This is a genomic window from Azospirillum canadense, assembly GCF_025961225.1.
Taxonomy (GTDB): Bacteria; Pseudomonadota; Alphaproteobacteria; order Azospirillales; family Azospirillaceae; genus Azospirillum; species Azospirillum canadense.
Window position 1 is genome coordinate 774,360 of record NZ_JAOQNG010000007.1, and the last position, 18,216, is coordinate 792,575.

An 18,216-nucleotide genomic window follows, 5' to 3' on the forward strand; every position below is an offset into this window, starting at 1 on the left:
CACACAGGACATGGGAATGAGCGCTGCCCCTCGTTTGGAGAACGCCGTCGTGATCACCGGCGCCGGGCGCCGGGTTGGATTCCATCTTGCCGAACGCATGCTCGCGTCGGGCAGACCGGTGATCGCCCATTACCGCACCCGCACCGAGGAAATCGAACGGCTGGGCGCGGCCGGGGCCGTCTGCCTGCAAGCGGATTTGGCTGATCCGGACGGCGGCCTTAGGCTGGCGGACGCGATCCGGAACGTCGCCGTCAGCCTGCGAGCGCTCATCCACAACGCGTCGGCCTTCGAGAAGACCGCCCCAAGCACGACCGACGCCCTTCGCCAGATGGATGCCTTTTACGCCGTGCACCTGCGCGCGCCCTTCGCGCTCAACCGGGACCTTGCTCCGTTGCTGCGGGCCTGCCCGGAGCCGCGTTCCGACATCCTGCACATCACCGACATCTACGCGGACAACCCCAATCCGCTTTTCGACGCCTATTGCGCGACCAAGGCGGGCCTCCAGAATCTGGCGTTGGCGTTTGCCAAGGGCTTGGCCCCGAAGGTCAAGGTCAATGTCGTTCAGCCCGGCCCCATCCTCTTCAAGGAGTGGCACAGCCCCGAAGCGCGCAAGCAGGTCCTGTCAGAGACGCTCCTCGGCGAGGAAGGCGGGGTCGAAGCGATCGGGATCGCGGTCGAAGCCATTCTCCAAAATCCTTATCAGACCGGTGCCGTCATCCCGGTGGACGGCGGCCGGCGCCTCGCCTAGGCGGGCCGTGTCGAGGCCGGCGTCTGGAAAGGGAACAGGGCACAACGTGCCGGCCGGGCCCGGCGGATGACGCCCGGTCAAAACGGCCAGCAGTTCCCGAAAGGGCGGGATTAGATACGAATCCACCGGCAGCGCGTCGAGGTCGGGCGGCGGCGTGAGCGTGTGCAGGCGGGCGACGAGGTCAAGGTCGGCCGCCCGGTCGCGTGTCTTGCACGCAGGATGCGCCCGATCCCGCCCCATCGCGACTTCGATCCCGACGCACATTGCCTTGCACGCGTCCGGGTCCAATTCACTCGGAACGAACGCGCAGAAGTTGACGAAACGATGCTGGCTCGTCATCCCGACCGGGTCCGTGTAGTAGAAGCGGCTGAGAACGACGTGTCCGAACTCAGCCGCGAGATGCGTGACGATGCGCGCCGCACTCTTCTCCGGGTCGAGGTTCGTGCCGACACCAAGAATGTAGCCGGCCGAAGGCAGCGCACCGGGAGCCGGCGAGGGGAAAGAGTCCATGATCATTCCGTGGCGTTGGAGCGAGGCGGCAGGACGAGACGCCACGTCGGCGACGCGTCTTGATCATCGGTGGCTGAAGGCCATGGCAAGCCGCCTTGAAGGCCCCACAATTTTTGCGGGTAAGCGCTCGGAGTGATGCTCATTTTTATTCAAGATCTCATAACGCGCGTTACCGTTGTCAAAAAATAGCATCACTCGGTTAATTAATTTTCACTATTATTGCGCTCAAATGCAATCATGAACACTGCCCCCATGCTGCCCCTGAACCGCCATTCCCGCATGACCCGTAAGGTTTTCCTCTGCGCCGTCGGCGCGCTCCTGATCGGCCTCGCCGCACCGGCTTGGGCTGATCCCCTCCCCACTCCAGTGGAAAAGCCAATCCTTACCGTCTCTGGCCACATCAGCGTGACCAATCGGGGCGCCCTGGCCGAGTTCGACCGCGCGTCGCTCGAGGCGCTCGGCACCGTGTCGTTCACGACGACAACGCCCTGGTACAAGGAGCCGGTGACGTTTGAGGGCGTCCCCCTGGCACGGCTCATGGAACGCCTCGGGGCGCGCGGCGAGACGATCGTCGCGACCGCGCTCAACGATTACAGCGGTGAAATTCCCATGGAAGATGTCCGCAACCGCCAAGTCATCCTCGCGCTGAAGCGCGATGGACGGTATATGCCGGTCAGCGACAAGGGGCCCCTGTTCATCGTCTACGATTTCGACCACGACCCCGAAGCAAAGAAGAACAAGTATTACAGCCGGTCGGTCTGGCAGGTTGTTCGACTTGCCATCCAGTGACGATGCCTTGGCTTGAACGCGGGCGGCGCTGGTTCGCGGGGCAATCGTCCCATCGCCTGAGCGCCGCGCTCGCTGTTCTCATCTGCGGTTTCGGCTTGGCGGCGGCGTATTTGTCCCTGCTGGTGCTGAACTATGGCGACACGCTGCGCAGCGCGTCGCCCTACAACTTCGCCTGGGCCGCAAGCCAAGCGGTCGGCGAGGTGTCGCGCCTGGAGCAGCGCATTCTGGCGAGCGCTCTGCCGGGCTCGGCCATCGACGGCGACGAAGTTCAACTGCGCATCGACATCGTTCGCAACCGCATCGGCGTGTTGGGAGATGGCCAAGCGTCGGCCTTCAGCGACCGCTATCCCCAGCACGGCAAAACCATCGATCGTCTTGAGACGGCGCTTGACCGGGTGACCGTCCTTCTCGCCGGTGAGGCCCCCGCGTCGGAAAAGGCGATAACCGCCCTCAGCGCTTTGGGCGCCGTGGACCACGAACTCACCGCGTTCGCGTCCGCCGCGAACCAGTTCGGCGGCGAGCAGGTCGACGCTGGCCAGGACCGGTTGCTCTTCCTGCATTGGCTTTTCACCGCTCTGGCCATGGGCTTGGCGGTCTGCGGCATGCTGCTCATCACGCTTCTGGTGGTGCAAAACCGCACCATCCGGCAGGCGCATCGCCGGCTGGAGACCATGACCGGCGAACTGCGGGTCGCGGCCGCCCAGGCGGAGGAGGCCAGTCAGGCCAAAACCCGCTTTCTGGCCACCATGAGCCACGAGCTGCGCACGCCGCTCAACGCCATCATCGGCTTTTCCGAACTGATCCAGGATGACGTCCAGCCGCGGACCCGGGTGGCCGCCCGGCCGAAGAACCCTGTCGTCACGCTCCAGGAGCACACGCAATACGCGGGGTACATTCTTGCCAGCGCCAAGCACATGCTGAGCCTGGTGATTGACATCCTGTCGTTCGCTCAAATGGAAACCGGTCACATCAACCTTCGGTTTGAACCGGTCGACGTGGAAAAAGCCATCCGTGCCGCCATTGCGATGATGCTCGGAACGCCGTCGGGGCAAGGCCGGTCGATCGCGATGGAACGCCGGGCCGTCTGGCCGGTGCTGCAGGTGGACGAACAGGCGCTGCGGCAAATGCTGCTGAATCTGCTGTCCAACGCCGTGAAGTTCAGCGCGTCCGAAACCCCGATCCTCGTCGACGTCGGGATCACGCCGGACGGAGGCTTGGTCATCGCCGTGCAGGACCGGGGCATCGGCATGACCGCAGAGCAGGTCGAGAAGGCGGCGCAGCCGTTTTATCAAGCCGACGGCAGTTCCGCACGCCGCTTCCAGGGCACCGGGCTTGGCCTGAGCATCGCCAAGACCCTGATGGAGGCCCATGGCGGAAAGCTCGTCATTGAGAGCACGCTGGGCCAGGGCACACGGGCCTCCATGCATTTTCCAGCGGAGCGGGTCGGCGGTTCGACGCCCAGCCTGCGCGCCGCACCATGAATCCGCCGGGAGACCACCGGAAAACCGCCGGGCGATGCGCGCATACCCGGCCACCAACACGCAGCAGCAAAGGACCCAGGATATGACCCACCAGGCAAGTGTTCTCGCGCTCGTCCAAGAGGCGCTGGTCGCGCGTCGCTCGAACGAGGCGCTGGACACGCCGCTGGACGAAGCCGGTGCGGAGGCGATGATCGAGGCTGCGGCGTGCAAGCTCGAAGAACTTCTCGACATTCTGCTCATCGATCATCGGAACGACCACAACACGCGCGACACACCGCGGCGGGTCGCCAAGATGCTCGTCCGGGAGCTGCTGCGAGGCCGTTTCGCGCCACCACCGGCCCTCACCGAGTTCAAGAACGCCGAGAACTTCGACCAGCTGATCGTCACGGGACCGATCGCGGTCCGCTCCACCTGCGCGCATCACCTCATGCCCATCTACGGAGCGGCCTACATCGGCATTCTGCCGGCCAAGGACGGCAACATCCTGGGGCTGTCCAAGTACGACCGCATCGTCGACCACTTCGCCGCCCGCTTCCAGATTCAGGAGGAGTTGGTCAAGCAGATCGGCAACTTCATCGTCGATCTGACGAAGCCGCGCGGTCTGGCGGTGCGCATCAGCGCCGTGCACATGTGCAAGACACACCGGGGGGTCCGGGCCAGCCACGACAGTCGGATGGTGAACACGTCCTTCCACGGGGAGATGCTGGAATTCCGGGAGCTGCGCGACGAGTTCCTGCGCGAGTGCGCGACACTTGAGCAGGCGGCCCGCTGACGTGGACCGCCTTGCCGCCCTGCATGGACGGGCAAAGGCCGGGTGGATCAGGGCCGAGATCATGCTTGCCGCCCTGCTGATGGCGGGATCCCTGGCCATGGTCCTGACCGCCGGAGCCTTGGCGCGTGAGCTCGGCACGCGTTATGCGCCCGGGGAGGTGCTCTTTCTCCGGTTCCTGATCTCGCTGGCGGTGGTCGGGCCAGCCGCCCTGGCCATGGCGGGGCGGCGCGCCGTCGTGGTCCAGCGGCCATACTCCCATGCAATCCGTGCGGTCACCGGGGTCGCCGCCGCGCTGATCTTCTACGCGGCGACGCAGCGGCTGCCCTTCGCCGATCTCGTGGCCTTGTCCTACTCGGCTCCGATCTTCGTGGCGCTTCTGTCGCGTCTCCTCATCGGCGAGCGCGTCAGCCCGCTGTCCGGGGCTTGCATCGCGCTCGGCCTTCTCGGCGTGTTCGTCGTCGCCCCGCCGACGCGGCTGGAGGTCTGGAGCTTGGCCGCGCTGGTCATGGCCGCGCTGAACGCGGTCTGCATCCTCGTCACGCGGCAAACCGCCCGGAGCGATGGGCCGGCCGCCACGGCGCTGGTGTTCGTGCTGGCCGGAACGGTGCTCACGCTTCCCGCGGCGATGGTGGACTTCAAGACGCCGAGCTTGGCCGACGGCCCAACCTTTCTGCTTTTGGGAGGAGCCGCAGGCCTCGCCATCATCCTCAATGTGCTTGCCTTCCGCCGGGCTCCGGCCGCTGTCCTGGCACCCATCGACTATCTCGGCATCGTCGCCTCGATGGCCATCGGCTACCTGTGGTGGGACGAAACACCGACCTTGTCCATGGCGCTCGGCGGGGCATTGATCACGGCGGCCGGACTTGCCGGCGCGTTATCGGCGAGTGGAACCGCACGACGCTTGTGACGGTGGCCTCACCCCGGCGCAACCGCCGGGGCCTTGTTGCACAAATGCGGGTCCGACGTCAGTCCGCGAGAAGTTCCTTCAACTTGGCATCGAGGAAGGCGACATCGTCGCGGCTGGTCCCCGGGCCGCCGGCGAAATGCCCCCAAATCGATGTGATCGGGATGAACTCGGCGTTCGGCATGTGCGCCACCTCGTTCTGGCTGTCCTCGGGCGGGAAGTAAAGGTCGGTCTGGCCGGGCATGACGAAGGCCCGCGCTTTGATGGCGCCCAAGGCCTTGCGGAAGTCCCCTTGGTAGAGTTCATTGTCGCTGATGTCGCCGTTCTGCCACGTCCACAGCATGGCCAGAAGGTTGTTGGCATCCTTGGGCAGGAAAAAGCCTTCCCAAAAGGCGACGAGGAAATCCTCCAGCGAGGAGTATCCCAGCACGTCGATGTCGAGGCGTTCCCGGTAGAAGGCCTGCGAGAATCCCCAGCCGGCGTAGACGCGCGCCATGGCACGCAGACCTTTGGCCGGCTTCTCACGGTACCAACCGTCCTGCCACGCCGCATCGGCGGTGAGCGCGGCCTTCACCCCTTCAAGGAACACGAAATTGTGGCGCGAGCATTTGGCCGATCCGCAGAAAGGCGCGATCCGCTCCACCATGTCGGGATACAGCGCACCCCAGTGGAAGGTCTGCAGCGCGCCCATGGACCAGCCCGTGACCAGGCGCAGACGATCGATGCCGAACTTCTCGGTCACCAGCCGGTGCTGGAGGCGGACGTTGTCGCAGGCGGTGACCTGGGGAAAGCGCGGGCCGTTGTAGGGCTCCGGCGTGTTGTTGGGCGAGGACGACAGGCCATTGCCCAGCATGTTGGGAACGATGATGAAATGCTTGCCGGGATCCAGCGCCATGCCTTCGCCGATCAGCCACTCGTTGTCGTAATGCTGGCCGGAGTACCAGGTCGGGTAGACGATGGCGTTGTCCTTCGCCGCGTTCAGCGTCCCGTAGGTCTTGTAGGCGAGCTTGCAGCCGCGCAGCGTTGCGCCGCGCTGAAGGGTAACGTCGCCGAGATCATAGAGGTCGTAATCCACGGTCATGGTGCGGTTCCTCCGTTATGCTTTTCCTTTGGTGCACGCGTTGGCGTGCCGTCTCCGCCTCAGTGGGACAGCCGCAGATAGAGGGCCGGCAGCTTCTCCGGCAGGCGTTCGACCCGATCCATCACCAGGAAGTTGCGCTGCCCGAACATGCGGGACAGGTATTCTTTACCGTTCGGGTCCAACCCGATGCCGAACACGTCGATGCCGAGATGCGAGAGGGCGAGAACGGCTTTGCGCGCGTCCTCAAGGAGGTACCGCCGGTCCGCGATGTCGATGTCGGACGGCTCTCCATCCGTGATGACCAGCAGAAGCCGGCGGTGGGTCGACTGGCGCGCCAGGATGCGGCCGGCGTGCTTCAGCGCCGTCCCCAGCCGCGTGGACAGTTCCGCCGCCAGTCCGGCCAGCCGGGCCTTCGCCACTGCATCGTAGGGGCGGCGGAAGTCCTTGATCCGGTAGTAGCGGACCTCCTCGCGCCCGTTGGAGCAGAAGGCGTGGATCGCGAAGGGATCCCCCAATTCCGCAAGGGTGTTGGCGAAGAGAGCCGTTGCGTGCCGTTCCAGCGTCAGGATGGACTTGTCGGTGCCGCGGACGAGGTCGTTGGTCGAGGCCGAGATGTCGAGCAGCAGCAGGACGGACAGGTCGCGGTGCCGCCGCGCCAGCGTCGCGTAGACCCGCGTGTCCGGGGTTTCGCCGCGGCGGCGGCTGAGCGCCGCTTCGATGCAGGCGTCGAGGTCGAGCCGGTCGCCCTCCGGCTGGCGGCGCAACCACGCGGGCCGGCTCACCTTCGCGGAGCGGACCAGGGCGGTCAGCCGATCGACCACCGCCTTGTGCTGGTCGATGATCCGGTCGATGGAACGCGCGCTGCCCTCATAGGCGAACCGCTCCACCACGCGGGCCCAGTCGGGCCGTTCGCGCCCGATCAGATAGTCCCACTCCGGGTAGCGGACCGGCGGCGCCGCGATCTCCGGATCGTCCGGGGCCGGTGCGCTCCTGTCCGGCCGCTCCGCGGGATCAGCCTCGCGCGGTTCGGGCGGAACGCCCGACGGGTCGCCGTCCTGTTCGGCGTGTTCGACGCGGTAAGCCTCGTAGACCGTTTCGGCCTCGGCCCGGTTGGCGGCCGCGGCGTCGCCGAAGTCCCACAGGCCGAGATTGTCGTCCCGGTAGGCCGGCTCCACGACATAGGTCTTAGCGTTGAACTGCACCCGCATCTGCCCGAGGTCGTTGCCGAGCAGGCCGCCAATGGTCCGGCTGATCGCCGGGTCAGCCCAGCTGTCTTCCCGTTCGAAGAACAGCGTCCGTCCCTTGGCGACCCAGGCGTTGTCGTCCTGGTAATGCGGATCGATGAGCGCCCGCGCCAGCCGGGCCATCAGCACCGGCGCCGTTCCCGCCCCGCCCGCTTCCGCCACATGGAACGGCAGCCACAGGCGCCGCAGCCCTGGATACCCGCGCATGGCGAGGTGCTCCACGCGCGCGTCCTCGATCAGCGAAACGAGCGCCAGCTGGAGTGGCTTGAGGCTGCCCACCGGAAAGCGCGGCCCGGAATGGCGCAGGTGGGCGCCGATGTGCACCAAGGACGCGCGGAACAGATCCTCGGCCCGCTGCCCGGCCACGCCGCGAAAGGTTTCCGGCATCCAGACCAGGCCATCGGAAAAGCTGGCCCGGCGCGGCACGCCACCCGCTGCGTCCGCCTTGGCGTGCCGCACGGGCGCGCGCAGGCGCCACAGGGCCGCCAGATAGGCCTTCAGGCGCCGCTCGACCGCGGAGAAGGCAAGGTCGTCGGCCTCGCGATGCAGGGCGCGCAGCGACTCCCGAGTCGACAGCAGGAAGAAGGCGAGCCGCCGTCCGGGGTCGTCCGCCGCGGCGCGGACGCCGGCCAGGGCCCACGCCTCGAAGGCCGCCGGATCGAGTTCGGCCAGAAGCCCTTCGGTCCGGTCGAGCATCGGGGCCATCGATTCCGGGGCCATCGGCGCCAACCGCTCGACGGCCGCCAGCCACTCCCGGAAGCGGGACGGCGTGCCGAGACGCCGGGCCGCCTTGGGCGCCGCCGCCAGCAACGCCTGCGCGGCGCGGACGCCGGCGGTCCGTCCCAGGGCGATCGCCGTGTCGCCCAGGTCGATCACCGGGTCGGGCCCGATGATCTCGGCGCAGGCCAGCCCGCCACGCAGGTAGGCAAGCACGCAGGTTTGCCCGAGCGCCGCGTCGGCCATCGCGGCGCACGCGCGCAGCCATTGGTCGCGGGCGTCCGGCGGAAACCGGCGCCCGATCGCCGGCCAAGCCGGAATGACCGCGTCCGCGAGGTCCGGGTGATCCCGGAGCAGCGCGGACGCGGCGGAACCGAGGTCAAGCATGTCAGGCCACCGACGCGGCGATCGCCGCGGAGAAGGCGTCGCGCACGTCCGCGTCGTCCGTGATCGGCAGCACGAGGGTGATTTCGCAGGCCTTGGCCAGGGGAATGCCGCGGGCGATCAGCCGCCCGGCGTGGATGAGCATACGCGTCGACACGCCCTCCTGAAGGCCCTGGCCCTTGAGGTTGCGCGAGCTGCCGGCGATGCGGACCAGCAGGTGGGCGACGTCCGCCGGCACCTCGGCCTCGTGCGCGACGATCTCGGCCTCCACGGACGGGGCGGGGAAGTCGAATTCGATCGCCGCGAAGCGCTGCTTGGTTGATTCCTTGAGGTCCTTGAGGACGCTCTGGTAGCCGGGGTTGTAGGAGATGACGAGCTGGAAGTCCGGATGGGCGGTGATCAGCTCATTGCGCTTCTCCAACGGCAGAACACGGCGCGCGTCGGTCAGCGGATGAATCACCACCGTGGTGTCCTGGCGCGCTTCCACGATTTCATCGAGGTAGCAGATGGCGCCGTGGCGCACCGCCAGCGTCAGCGGCCCGTCGTGCCACCGCGTGCCCTCGGCATCGAGCAGATAGCGACCGACGAGGTCCGAGGCGGTCATGTCCTCGTGGCACGCCACCGTGATCAGCGGCCGGCCCAGCCGCCAAGCCATGTGTTCGATGAACCGGGTCTTGCCACAGCCGGTCGGCCCCTTGAGCATCATCGGCATGCGCGCGGCGTAGGCGGCCTCGAACAGGCCGACCTCGTCGCTCACCGGCCGGTAGTACGGCTCTTCGTTGATGCGGAATTCATCCAGCACCATTCTCTCACCTCCTGTCTGGCCGCGGCTCCCTTGTCGGCGGCGGAAGCGCGGGGCGGGCACGCCCGCCCCGCCTGTCGCCTCAGCCGTATGCCTCAGCGGTGCGCCTCCATCTCCTTGTTCGGAATGCCGTCGATCGGGCACTCCTCGGTGCCGACGGTGCCGCGGGTCAGCGCTTCGACGCGGGTGCGCGTGCCGTCCGGGTCGGTGATCCACTGGCGATAGAAGTCGTAGGCGCACACGGCCTCGCCGCGGGCGTCCTCGCGGGAGTTGATCTTGCCCGTGTAGCCGCGGTGCACGAGCTTGAACAGGTGGTTTTCCGACTGCATGTTCTTGCGCGCGTCGCGGATCAGCGACTTGGACAGCTGGGCATACTGGATGCCCATCTCCTCGGTGCCGCATTCGCCCAGCGTGCGCCCGTCGAAGCCGATGATCGAGGAGTGGCCGAAGTAGGAGTAGACCCCGTCGAAGCCGGCGGCGTTGGCGACCGCGACGTAGCAGTTGTTCGCCCAGGCCATCGCCTTGGACATGACGATCTGCTGCTCCTTGGCCGGATACATGTAGCCCTGGCAGCGGATGATCAGCTCCGCTCCCTTCATGGCGCAGTCGCGCCAGATCTCCGGGTAGTTGCCGTCGTCGCAGATGATCAGGCTCATCTTCAGGCCCTTCGGGCCTTCCGAGACGTAGGTGCAGTTGCCCGGATACCAGCCCTCGATCGGCACCCACGGCATGATCTTGCGGTACTTCTGAACGATCTCGCCCTGGTCGTTCATCAGGATCAGCGTGTTGTAGGGCGCCTTGTGCGGATGGTCCTCGTGCTGCTCGCCGGTCAGCGAGAAGACGCCCCAGACCTTGGCGCGGCGGCAGGCGTCGGCGAAGATTTCGGTCTCCTCACCGGGAACCGTCGCGGCGGTCTCCATCATCTCCTTCGGGTCGTACATGATCCCGTGGGTGCTGTATTCGGGGAAGATGACGAGATCCATGCCGGGCAGGCCGACCTTCATGCCCAGCACCATGTCCGCGATCTTGCGCGCGTTGTCCAACACCTCGGCCTTGGTGTGCAGGCGCGGCATCTTGTAGTTCACGACGGCAACGCCGACGGTGTCGTTGCTGCTCGAGATGTCACCATGCAACATGGTCGTTTCCTTTCCTAGGGATTGGGCTTAAGGAGGGTGTCGTGCCCGTTGGGGGCCGCGGTCCGGACGTGCCCGGCGCCGGCCGCGTGTTCGGTTGTGCTTGTGGACGGCGGGACTTCAGACCGTCATGTGTCTCTGCACGAGGTCGTCAGTCAGCGCGTTGATGCCGCCGTGGGCGGCGACTCGCCCCTTGTCGAGCATCAGGAAGCCGTCCGACGCCCTGCGAGCGAACCGCACGTTCTGTTCGACGAGCAGCACGGTCATGCCGTGCTCCCGGTTCAGGGTGGTGATGACGCGCTCGATCTGCTCGACGATGTTGGGCTGGATGCCTTCCGTCGGCTCGTCGAGCAGCAGGACCTTGGGGTCGGCGGCGAGCGCGCGCGCAATGGCCAGCTGCTGCTGCTGGCCGCCGGACAGATCGCCGCCGCGGCGGTTCAGGTTGTCGCGCAGGTAGGGAAACAGCTCGAACACCAGCGGCGGGATGTCGCGCTTGCCGTCCGGGCGGGCGAAGGTGCCCATCAGGATGTTTTCACGGATGGTGAACCGGCCGATGATGCCGCGCCCTTGCGGGACGTAGGCGATGCCCAGCCCGGCCCGGCGGTGCGTCGGCTCCGGCCGGATGTCCCGGCCGCCGAGCCCGATGATGCCGGTCACCCGGTCGGTCAGGCCCATGATCGTCCGCATCAGGGTCGACTTGCCCACCCCATTGCGCCCGAGGATGCTGAGCAGCGCGCCGTCGGGGATGGAAAAGCTGATGTTCTGCAGGACGGGACTGCTGCCGTAGTAGGAGGTGACGTCCGTCATTTCAAGCATGGGAAATCCCCCCGCTGCCGAGATAGGCTTCCATGACCTTCGGATCGCTCTCGACGTGGGCGATGGAGCCTTCCGACAGCAATTTTCCCTGGTGCATGACCGTGATGGTTTCGGCGATCTCGCGCACGAAGCCCATGTCGTGCTCGACGACGATCACCGTGTGCTGCCCGCGCAGGCGGTTGAAGATTTCCGAGGTCTTGCGGGTTTCCTGGATGGTCATGCCCGCGGTCGGTTCGTCCATCAGGATGAGCGCGCTGTTCTGGACCAGCAGCATGGCCAGTTCCAGCCATTGCGTCTGCCCGTGCGACAGGTACGCCGCCTTGGTGCCCAGCACGTCTTCAAGCCCGACGATCTCGATGACCTTCTGCGTGCGCTCGTCCAGACGTGCGCTGGGGAACAACCGCATGGTCTTCCAAGGGGTCGGGCGGTGCGACCGCGCCACCTCAAGGTTTTCGCGCACGGTCAGTTCCTTGAAGACGCTCGGCACCTGGAACTTGCGGCCGACGCCCCGGCGGGCGCGTACGTATTCCGGTTCGTGGGTGATGTCGGCGCCGTCGAGGACGATGCGTCCCCCCGTCGGCTGGGTGCGCCCGCAGATCAGGTCCATGGTCGTCGACTTGCCCGCACCGTTCGCGCCCAGCAGGCAGCGAAGCTCGCCGCGTTCCACCGCCATGGAGAGGCCGTTGACCGCCTTGAAACCGTCGAAGCTGACCTCAAGGTCGTGCAGTTCCAGATAGGCCATGGCTCAGCCCCTCTGCTTGGTGTTGAACGTGCCCATGGCGCGCGGCGCCGCAGCCGCCGGCTCTTCCGTCCGTGCCCTGGGGGGCGCCCGCCCCAGCCGCTCGCCCGCCATGTCGATCAGGCTCGCCAGCCCGTTCGGCAGGAACAGCACGACGAGGATGAACAGGGCTCCGAGAATGAGTTGCCAGGTGTCGAGGAAGGTTTCCGACAGGCTGCCCTGCATGAAGTTGACGAGGATGGCGCCGATGGTGGCGCCCAGCAGTGATCCCCGCCCGCCGACCGCGGCCCAGATCACCATCGACAGACTGAGCGGCACGCCCATGAAGGTCGGCGAGGCGAACTCCAGCACCATCGCGTAGAGCATGCCCGCGACGCCGGCCATGCCGGCGGAGACAGCGAAGGCAAGGATCTGGTAGGCGGCGACGTCGTAGCCGAAGAAGCGGACCCGGTCGACGTCGTTCCGGATGGCCCGCAAAATCAGGCCGGCCTTGCTGCGCGTCAGCGCCAAGCCGAGGAGCAGGCACACCGACAGACACCCGGCGGTCAGGTAATAGAAGGTCGGGCTGTAGGGGTCGAACTCGACGCCGCCGATCTCCAGCCACGCCAGGTCGGTCAGTCCGTTGAAGCCGCCGGTGTAGCGCTGCTGGTCGATGAACAGCAGGTTGGTCACGACCAGCATTGCCAGGGTGATGATCGCGACGTACACGCCGACGATGCGCGCCCGGAACATGAACCAGCCCAGCAGGCTGGCCACGATGACCGGCAACAGCATGCCGGCCAGGATGGCGAACAGCGTCGAATGGAACGGCTCCCAGAACCAGGGCAGCGTCTGCACGTTGTTCCAGACCATGAAGTCCGGCAGCCCCGCCGCCCCGGTGTGCACCGGGCTGGTCTTGAGCTTGAGGTGCATGGCGATGGCGTAGGCGCCGAGGCCGAAGCTGACGCCCTGTCCCAGGTTGAGGATGCCGCTGTAGCCCCAGCTGAGGCTGAGCGCGGCGGCGGCCAGCCCGAGGGCGAGATAGCGCGCGTACTTGTTCAGCAGGAAGGCGTCGTCGATGACCAGGGGAACCGCCAGGATCAGCAGGCAGAAGGCCAGATAGACCAGGATCTGGACGTAGGACGCGCGCTGCGGCAGGGACGGGCGCGCGGCGGCCGGCGGCGCACTGCTGTTCGCCGGGGGCCAAGCGTGGCTGGGAGATTTGATGCGTGACATGCCTCTTGGCCTCCCGCCTAGCGCCGGACGCGGTCGACGAAGAGACCACGCGGCCGGAAGCGGATCAGCACGACGACCGCCAGGAACACGAGCGCCTTGGCCAGCGTGTCGTTGAGCAGGAAAGCCAGCCCGGCCGTGCTGCCGCCCAGTATGCCTGAGCTGGCGACCGTGCCAAGCAGACTGCCGACGCCGCCGACGACGACGACCATGAAGGCATCGACGACGAAGTTGGTGCCCATGTCCGGCGCGACGCTCTTGATCGGGGCCACCAGCGCGCCCGCCAGACCGGCCAGACCGGAGCCGAAGGCGAAGGTAAGGCTGAACACGCGGGAACTGTTGATGCCGTAGCAGCTCGCCATCTCGCGGTTCTGCGTGACCGCGCGCAGCTTCATGCCGAATTCCGTATGCTGGACGAGAAACCAGGTCAGCAGCAGCAGGCCCGCCGTCACGGCCAGGATGAACAGGCGGTAGCTCGGGATGGCGATGCCGAGCAGGTCAATGCTGCCGGCGAGCGCTTCCGGCGTCTGCACGTAGCGCAGCTCCGCGCCGGCGGACAGGCGCACCGCTTGCTGAAGGATGATGCCGATGCCCCAGGTTGCCAGGATGGTGTCCAACGGCCGGTAATAGAGGAAGCGGACGACACCGCGCTCGACCACCCAGCCTGCGAAGGCGACCATGAAGAAGACGAGCACCAGGCAGGCCAGGAACGGCAACCCGAAGGCGCTTTGCAGCAGCCACGTGCTGTAGGCGCCGAGCATCACGAACTCGCCGTGGGCGAGGTTGATGACACCCATCGAACCGTAAATAATGGCAAGACCGAGAGCGACCAGCAACAGAATCGAACCGATGCTGAGTCCGGTGAACAGCTGACCCAAGACAATATCCATAAATGACCTCCAAAGGAGGATCCGGGCAGGACCTCCGGGGGAGGCGGGCGCCGGAGCGCCCGCCATCGGCTCCGTGCTTACGCGCCCTTGAGGCCGTCCTTGGTGCAGGATTGCCCGGGGTAGGCCCAGTAGGGCTCGGGCTTGACCCACTCGGCGGACTGCTCGATCACCTTGAACTGACCATCCGCCTGCGCTTGGGCGATCTTCGGCCAGAGATAGCAATGCAGGTTGTCGGGATCGACCTTCACGCGGCCCTGCGGCGCCATGATCTCCAGGCCGCCCGCCGCGTCGCGGATGTTGATCGGCGTGATGTCGCCTTTGCCCAGCTTCTCGACGGCTTGGCGGAAAAGGTAGATTTGGAAGTATGCGGGCTCCGACACGAAGTGGGTGACGGCGTCCTTGCCGTAGCGCTTCTGGTAGTTCTCGACGAACTTCTGGTTCTCGGGCGACTGGTGGCTCATGAAGTAGGGAGCCGAGGTGTAGTGTCCGGCCGCGTACTCCCCGCCCATCGCGGCGATCTCGACCTCGGAGGTGGTGAGGCTGGCCATCGGCATCTTGTCCGGCGTGAAGCCGGCCGCCTTGTACTGCTTGTGAAGCGCGATGACGCTGTCACCGACGACGGTCGAAAAGATCACGTCGGGCTTCGTCTCGCGGAACTTGTTGAGCACCGACCCGAATTCGGAATGCCCCAGCGGCACGTACTCTTCGCCGACGACCTCGCCGCCGAGTTGCTGCAGGAGGATCTTGCAGACGTTGTTCTCCTCCTTCGGGTAGATGTAGTTGGAACCGATCAGGTAGAACTTCTTGCCGTGATTCTTGACCAGCCAGGGGATGAAGTCTTTCTGCTGCTGGTTCGGCACGGCGCCGGTGTACATGACGTCTTTGGAGCATTCCCGGCCTTCGTAGAGCGTCGGGTACCAATAGAGGTTCTTGCGCTTTTCGAAGACCGGCAGCACCGCCTTGCGGCTGGCCGACGTGTAGGAGCCGAAGACGCTCACGCAGCGGTCGTTGAGCACCAGCTTGTTGGCCTTGTCGGCGAAGGTCGCCGGGTCGGACGCCGGATCCTCGACCACGGGCGTGATCTTCATGCCGTTGATGCCGCCGGCCTTGTTGATCTCGTCGATCGCCATCAGGGTCGCGTTGTGCAGCGACTTCTCCACGACGGCGGTCGTTCCGGTGAGCGAGAAGAGAACACCGACCTTGATTTCGTTGCCGGCCGCCCAGGCAAGCCCGGAATCCTTGATCCAGATGTGAGGGAACCCAACCGCCCCAGCCGCGCCGGCGATGGCCGTCGACTTGATGAAGCTGCGCCGCGTGATCGTCATGTGAATCCTCCCAACTTGGTGCATTGGTTCTTGGCTGCGCGCCGGGCAGGCCGTGCCGTGGCGCGAAGAGCGCGTCAGTCGGCGGCGGGGCCGGCGTGGCACGGCCGCAGCTATCCGGTCGTCCCGGCACGGTGGCCGGGAGCGGTTTGAAGGTCAGCGATGAGACGCCGCTTGGTCGTTCCACTGGACCGGCACATCGTCCGTGCCGTGGCCCTGCCGCAAGACCGCCGCGTGTCGGCCGCGTGTCGAGCGTCGCGTCATTTTTGGGTTCAGAGAACCAGGTCAGCCTGTCGCACAATCAGCGCGTTGCGGTGCGGTTCCTCCCTCGGCCTGGAGTGTCGGTTGAGGTTTGCCGGAACTCGGGTCTGCACGTAGACACGAAAAAAGCCCCATCCAGGCATTCCTGCCTGCTGGGGCCCCATTGCCTGTTCGGCGATCCGGCATCATTGGCGGGACCGAACGGTATGTTTGGAAGAGTACCTGCGCTTTGCCGAAACCGTCAATACCACTGATGGTTAAGGTGGCGAATGATTGAGCCCCAGCATTTCCTGGGCGTCGATGATCGTCGCCGCTATGTCCTCGATCGTCGTCCGTTTGGCCATGGCGCGCTCGCGGATGAACCGATAAGCCTCCTCCTCGGACATGTGGCGCGTGTCGATCAGGATCGCCTTGGCCTTGGACACTTTCTTCAGGCCGTCGAGCTTCTGCTCGGCCTTGCGAAGCTTTTTGCGCAGCGTACGCTCACCGTCCGCCGCCCGTTGGGCCATGAACATGGTCGTCAGGAGACCAAAGGGCCGAATGGGCTTGCTGACGAAGCCATGCGCTCCGTAATCGGCGACAGCCTTCAGGATGGTGGGGTTCTCGTAGTCGAGCACCGCCACGACGGGGGGTGCCTCGCCGCCATTGGCCCACGTGACGCGCACTTCGCCGGACACCAGTTGGGCGATGTCGAGAAAGATGAGGTCGACGCCCGCCGGCAACTCCTTGGGCGGCGGCCAGTCCGCGGTCACCTGACAGCCGATGCGGCGGAGTTGCCGGATCAACTCTTCCGCCTCGCGATCCTGGGGGTGGATCACCGCCACGCGGAAGGACCGGATATCACGCAGCAGATCGACCGACATGCTTCATCCGCTCCGCCGCGTTGCCGTCGTCTCGGTTGCCCGACATGGGCGCTCACATCGACGCGTAGCGGAGCTGTCGCGAAGACCAGTCCGCCAGATTGTGTTCGACGAGGTATGGGTCCGGCTTGACCGCGACCAGGGACTGCTCCACGACGACGAAGGCGCCATCCTCGCCAACCCGGGCGACCCGCGGCCAGAGATAGGTGTGGTTGTTGTCCGGATCGATGCGCACGCGCCCTTGCGGCGCGTCGAATTCAAGCCCCAGCATGGCGCGACGGAGCAAGTCCGTGTCCATGCAGTTGACGATGCGCAACGCCTCGGCGAAGAGGTGGACCTGGAAGTAAGCCGCCTCGCAACACGCGTTCGTGCGCTGATCCGTGCCGAACCGCTGCGCGTATCGCGCGACGAACCGCCGGTTCGCCTCCGTCTCCAGCGAGTGGAAATAAGGCGCCGCCGTGATGTGGCCGCGGGCGGCAGCCGCTCCCATTTCCGCAACCTCCGCCTCGCTGGTCGTCAGGCTGGCGATCGGCATGCGTGCGGGGTCGAAGCCGGCCTCGGCGTAGGCCTGGTAGAAGTGGGCCGTCGCCGCCCCGACCACGGTGGAGAAGATGACGTCGGGGTCCTTCTTGGCGATGTCCTTGATGATGGAGTTGAAGGACTTCCGAGTCGCACCGATCGGCACGTACTTCTCGCCCAGGATTTTTCCCGCGCGCTGCTCGACCAGGTTCCGCATGCTGCGGTTGGATTCCAAGGGATAAATGTAATTCGAACCCACCAGATAGAACCGGTTGCCATAGGTGCGCGTCAGGTAGTCGGCGAGCTGCTCGCCGTTCTGGTTCGGCGCCGCGCCGGTGTAGATGACGTTGCGGGAGCACTCGAACCCTTCGTACAGAGTGGGGTATAGCAGAAGGCCGTTGCGGCGCTCCACGACGGGCAGCACGGCCTTGCGCGTGCTGGACATGTAGCAGCCGAAAATGGCGGTCACGCGATCCTCGGCGAGCAGGCGCTCGGCGAGCGCGCCGAAGCGCCCGGGATCGGACGCAGGATCGTGGATGACGGGCACAATCTCCCGACCGTTCACGCCGCCGGCAGCGTTGAGTTCCTCGATGGCCAGCAGGGTGCCCTGGAGCTGGGTGCGCTCGATCCCCGCCGTGACTCCGGTCTGGGAGAACAGCACGCCAACCTGCCACGGCGCTTCTGTGTTGGAGGGTCGATGCATGGGCGCTCACCTCTTGGCGCGCGTGGCCGTGCCGTTGCAACCACGCCCCGACAAAAATAAAGCCCCATCCAGGGTCGTCAGCCCTGAAGGGAGCGTCGTTGCTCCAGCCCAACGCCGGTACCTCTGGCCTCGACGGCCCGGGTCGCTACGTCGGTCAGTTTGCCCAACGGATGATACGTCAACCGCGGCCCGCTTGGCCACTCCTGATTTTCAGGGACCACCCTATCCACGCGTGGTACGCGACACGCGACATGCGCCGCACGGAGCGGCGGCGTTTGGTGCACACTGAAACCGGGGCGGAGATCGATGCCTTCCAGACGCCCGAAACA

General features: G+C 66.0%; 16 protein-coding genes and 1 pseudogene. 5 read left to right on the forward strand and 12 right to left on the reverse strand.

Translation table 11 applies throughout. The features are described 5' to 3' along the window. Window positions 1-16: 16 nt before the first annotated feature. Entirely contained in the window at window positions 17-748 is a 732-nt protein-coding gene (locus M2351_RS31230; RefSeq protein ID WP_264659910.1) for an SDR family oxidoreductase, read from the forward strand. 180 nt (window positions 749-928) lie between these two features. On the opposite strand, the pseudogene M2351_RS31235 reads toward M2351_RS31230, so the two are convergent. Continuing rightward, window positions 929-1,264, reverse strand: a pseudogene (locus M2351_RS31235) (2-amino-4-hydroxy-6-hydroxymethyldihydropteridine diphosphokinase); the annotation flags it as partial. Between the two features lie 246 nt (window positions 1,265-1,510). Between M2351_RS31235 and M2351_RS31240 the strand changes: the two are divergent. The 4 genes from M2351_RS31240 to M2351_RS31255 all read left to right on the forward strand — a co-directional run bounded on the left by M2351_RS31240 (window position 1,511) and on the right by M2351_RS31255 (window position 5,207). After that, window positions 1,511-2,047, forward strand: coding sequence for a molybdopterin-dependent oxidoreductase (locus M2351_RS31240; RefSeq protein ID WP_264659911.1), 537 nt, complete (start codon window positions 1,511-1,513; stop codon window positions 2,045-2,047). 200 nt (window positions 2,048-2,247) lie between these two features. Then, the gene (locus M2351_RS31245) at window positions 2,248-3,528 is read left to right on the forward strand and encodes a sensor histidine kinase (protein ID WP_264659912.1); all 1,281 of its coding nucleotides are present in this window, start codon (window positions 2,248-2,250) and stop codon (window positions 3,526-3,528) included. 82 nt (window positions 3,529-3,610) lie between these two features. Further along, on the forward strand, window positions 3,611-4,300 hold the full coding sequence (folE, locus tag M2351_RS31250) for a GTP cyclohydrolase I (protein WP_264659913.1): 690 nt from the start codon (window positions 3,611-3,613) through the stop codon (window positions 4,298-4,300). A 1-nt stretch (window position 4,301) separates the two neighbouring features. Further along, the gene (locus M2351_RS31255) at window positions 4,302-5,207 is read left to right on the forward strand and encodes a DMT family transporter (RefSeq protein WP_264659914.1); all 906 of its coding nucleotides are present in this window, start codon (window positions 4,302-4,304) and stop codon (window positions 5,205-5,207) included. A gap of 58 nt (window positions 5,208-5,265) precedes the next feature. Here the strand turns inward: M2351_RS31255 and M2351_RS31260 are convergent, their stop codons facing one another. The 11 genes from M2351_RS31260 to M2351_RS31310 all read right to left on the reverse strand — a co-directional run bounded on the left by M2351_RS31260 (window position 5,266) and on the right by M2351_RS31310 (window position 17,887). Continuing rightward, window positions 5,266-6,285, reverse strand: a complete 1,020-nt coding sequence (locus M2351_RS31260; protein ID WP_264659915.1) for an alpha/beta fold hydrolase — start codon at window positions 6,283-6,285, stop codon at window positions 5,266-5,268. 59 nt (window positions 6,286-6,344) lie between these two features. Next, entirely contained in the window at window positions 6,345-8,633 is a 2,289-nt protein-coding gene (locus tag M2351_RS31265) for a nitric oxide reductase activation protein NorD (RefSeq protein WP_264659916.1), read from the reverse strand. 1 nt (window position 8,634) lies between these two features. After that, window positions 8,635-9,435 carry a CbbQ/NirQ/NorQ/GpvN family protein gene (locus M2351_RS31270; RefSeq protein ID WP_264659917.1) on the reverse strand — a complete coding sequence of 267 codons (801 nt, stop codon included), beginning with the start codon at window positions 9,433-9,435 and terminating at the stop codon, window positions 8,635-8,637. A gap of 92 nt (window positions 9,436-9,527) precedes the next feature. Beyond that, window positions 9,528-10,568, reverse strand: a complete 1,041-nt coding sequence (locus tag M2351_RS31275) for an aliphatic amidase (RefSeq protein ID WP_264659918.1) — start codon at window positions 10,566-10,568, stop codon at window positions 9,528-9,530. A gap of 117 nt (window positions 10,569-10,685) precedes the next feature. Further along, a complete protein-coding gene (urtE, locus tag M2351_RS31280; RefSeq protein ID WP_264659919.1) occupies window positions 10,686-11,381 on the reverse strand; it encodes an urea ABC transporter ATP-binding subunit UrtE in 696 nt (231 codons plus the stop codon). Beyond that, window positions 11,374-12,123, reverse strand: coding sequence for an urea ABC transporter ATP-binding protein UrtD (gene urtD / locus M2351_RS31285; RefSeq protein ID WP_264659920.1), 750 nt, complete (start codon window positions 12,121-12,123; stop codon window positions 11,374-11,376). Before urtD ends, urtE begins: the two co-directional genes overlap by 8 nt. A gap of 3 nt (window positions 12,124-12,126) precedes the next feature. Further along, entirely contained in the window at window positions 12,127-13,335 is a 1,209-nt protein-coding gene (gene urtC, locus M2351_RS31290) for an urea ABC transporter permease subunit UrtC (RefSeq protein ID WP_264659921.1), read from the reverse strand. Window positions 13,336-13,352: 17 nt separating this feature from the next. Then, window positions 13,353-14,222: an urea ABC transporter permease subunit UrtB gene (gene urtB / locus M2351_RS31295; RefSeq protein ID WP_264659922.1), complete on the reverse strand. Its 870-nt coding sequence runs from the start codon at window positions 14,220-14,222 to the stop codon at window positions 13,353-13,355. Window positions 14,223-14,299: 77 nt separating this feature from the next. Then, window positions 14,300-15,547: a transporter substrate-binding domain-containing protein gene (locus M2351_RS31300; protein ID WP_264659923.1), complete on the reverse strand. Its 1,248-nt coding sequence runs from the start codon at window positions 15,545-15,547 to the stop codon at window positions 14,300-14,302. 515 nt (window positions 15,548-16,062) lie between these two features. Continuing rightward, complete coding sequence (locus M2351_RS31305) at window positions 16,063-16,668, reverse strand: ANTAR domain-containing response regulator (RefSeq protein WP_264659924.1); 606 nt, start codon at window positions 16,666-16,668, stop codon at window positions 16,063-16,065. Window positions 16,669-16,720: 52 nt separating this feature from the next. After that, complete coding sequence (locus M2351_RS31310; protein ID WP_264659925.1) at window positions 16,721-17,887, reverse strand: transporter substrate-binding domain-containing protein; 1,167 nt, start codon at window positions 17,885-17,887, stop codon at window positions 16,721-16,723. Between the last annotated feature and the right edge of the window lie 329 nt (window positions 17,888-18,216).

What these genes read in the sequence shown, in the direction of transcription:
- M2351_RS31230 (WP_264659910.1), top strand. Translation starts at nt 17, where the DNA reads ATGAGCGCTGCCCCTCGTTTGGAGAACGCCGTCGTGATCACCGGCGCC.
- M2351_RS31240 (WP_264659911.1), top strand. Translation starts at nt 1,511, where the DNA reads ATGCTGCCCCTGAACCGCCATTCCCGCATGACCCGTAAGGTTTTCCTC.
- folE (WP_264659913.1), top strand. Translation starts at nt 3,611, where the DNA reads ATGACCCACCAGGCAAGTGTTCTCGCGCTCGTCCAAGAGGCGCTGGTC.
- M2351_RS31260 (WP_264659915.1), bottom strand. Translation starts at nt 6,285, where the DNA reads ATGACCGTGGATTACGACCTCTATGATCTCGGCGACGTTACCCTTCAG.
- M2351_RS31265 (WP_264659916.1), bottom strand. Translation starts at nt 8,633, where the DNA reads ATGCTTGACCTCGGTTCCGCCGCGTCCGCGCTGCTCCGGGATCACCCG.
- M2351_RS31270 (WP_264659917.1), bottom strand. Translation starts at nt 9,435, where the DNA reads ATGGTGCTGGATGAATTCCGCATCAACGAAGAGCCGTACTACCGGCCG.
- M2351_RS31275 (WP_264659918.1), bottom strand. Translation starts at nt 10,568, where the DNA reads ATGTTGCATGGTGACATCTCGAGCAGCAACGACACCGTCGGCGTTGCC.
- urtE (WP_264659919.1), bottom strand. Translation starts at nt 11,381, where the DNA reads ATGCTTGAAATGACGGACGTCACCTCCTACTACGGCAGCAGTCCCGTC.
- urtD (WP_264659920.1), bottom strand. Translation starts at nt 12,123, where the DNA reads ATGGCCTATCTGGAACTGCACGACCTTGAGGTCAGCTTCGACGGTTTC.
- urtC (WP_264659921.1), bottom strand. Translation starts at nt 13,335, where the DNA reads ATGTCACGCATCAAATCTCCCAGCCACGCTTGGCCCCCGGCGAACAGC.
- urtB (WP_264659922.1), bottom strand. Translation starts at nt 14,222, where the DNA reads ATGGATATTGTCTTGGGTCAGCTGTTCACCGGACTCAGCATCGGTTCG.
- M2351_RS31300 (WP_264659923.1), bottom strand. Translation starts at nt 15,547, where the DNA reads ATGACGATCACGCGGCGCAGCTTCATCAAGTCGACGGCCATCGCCGGC.
- M2351_RS31305 (WP_264659924.1), bottom strand. Translation starts at nt 16,668, where the DNA reads ATGTCGGTCGATCTGCTGCGTGATATCCGGTCCTTCCGCGTGGCGGTG.
- M2351_RS31310 (WP_264659925.1), bottom strand. Translation starts at nt 17,887, where the DNA reads ATGCATCGACCCTCCAACACAGAAGCGCCGTGGCAGGTTGGCGTGCTG.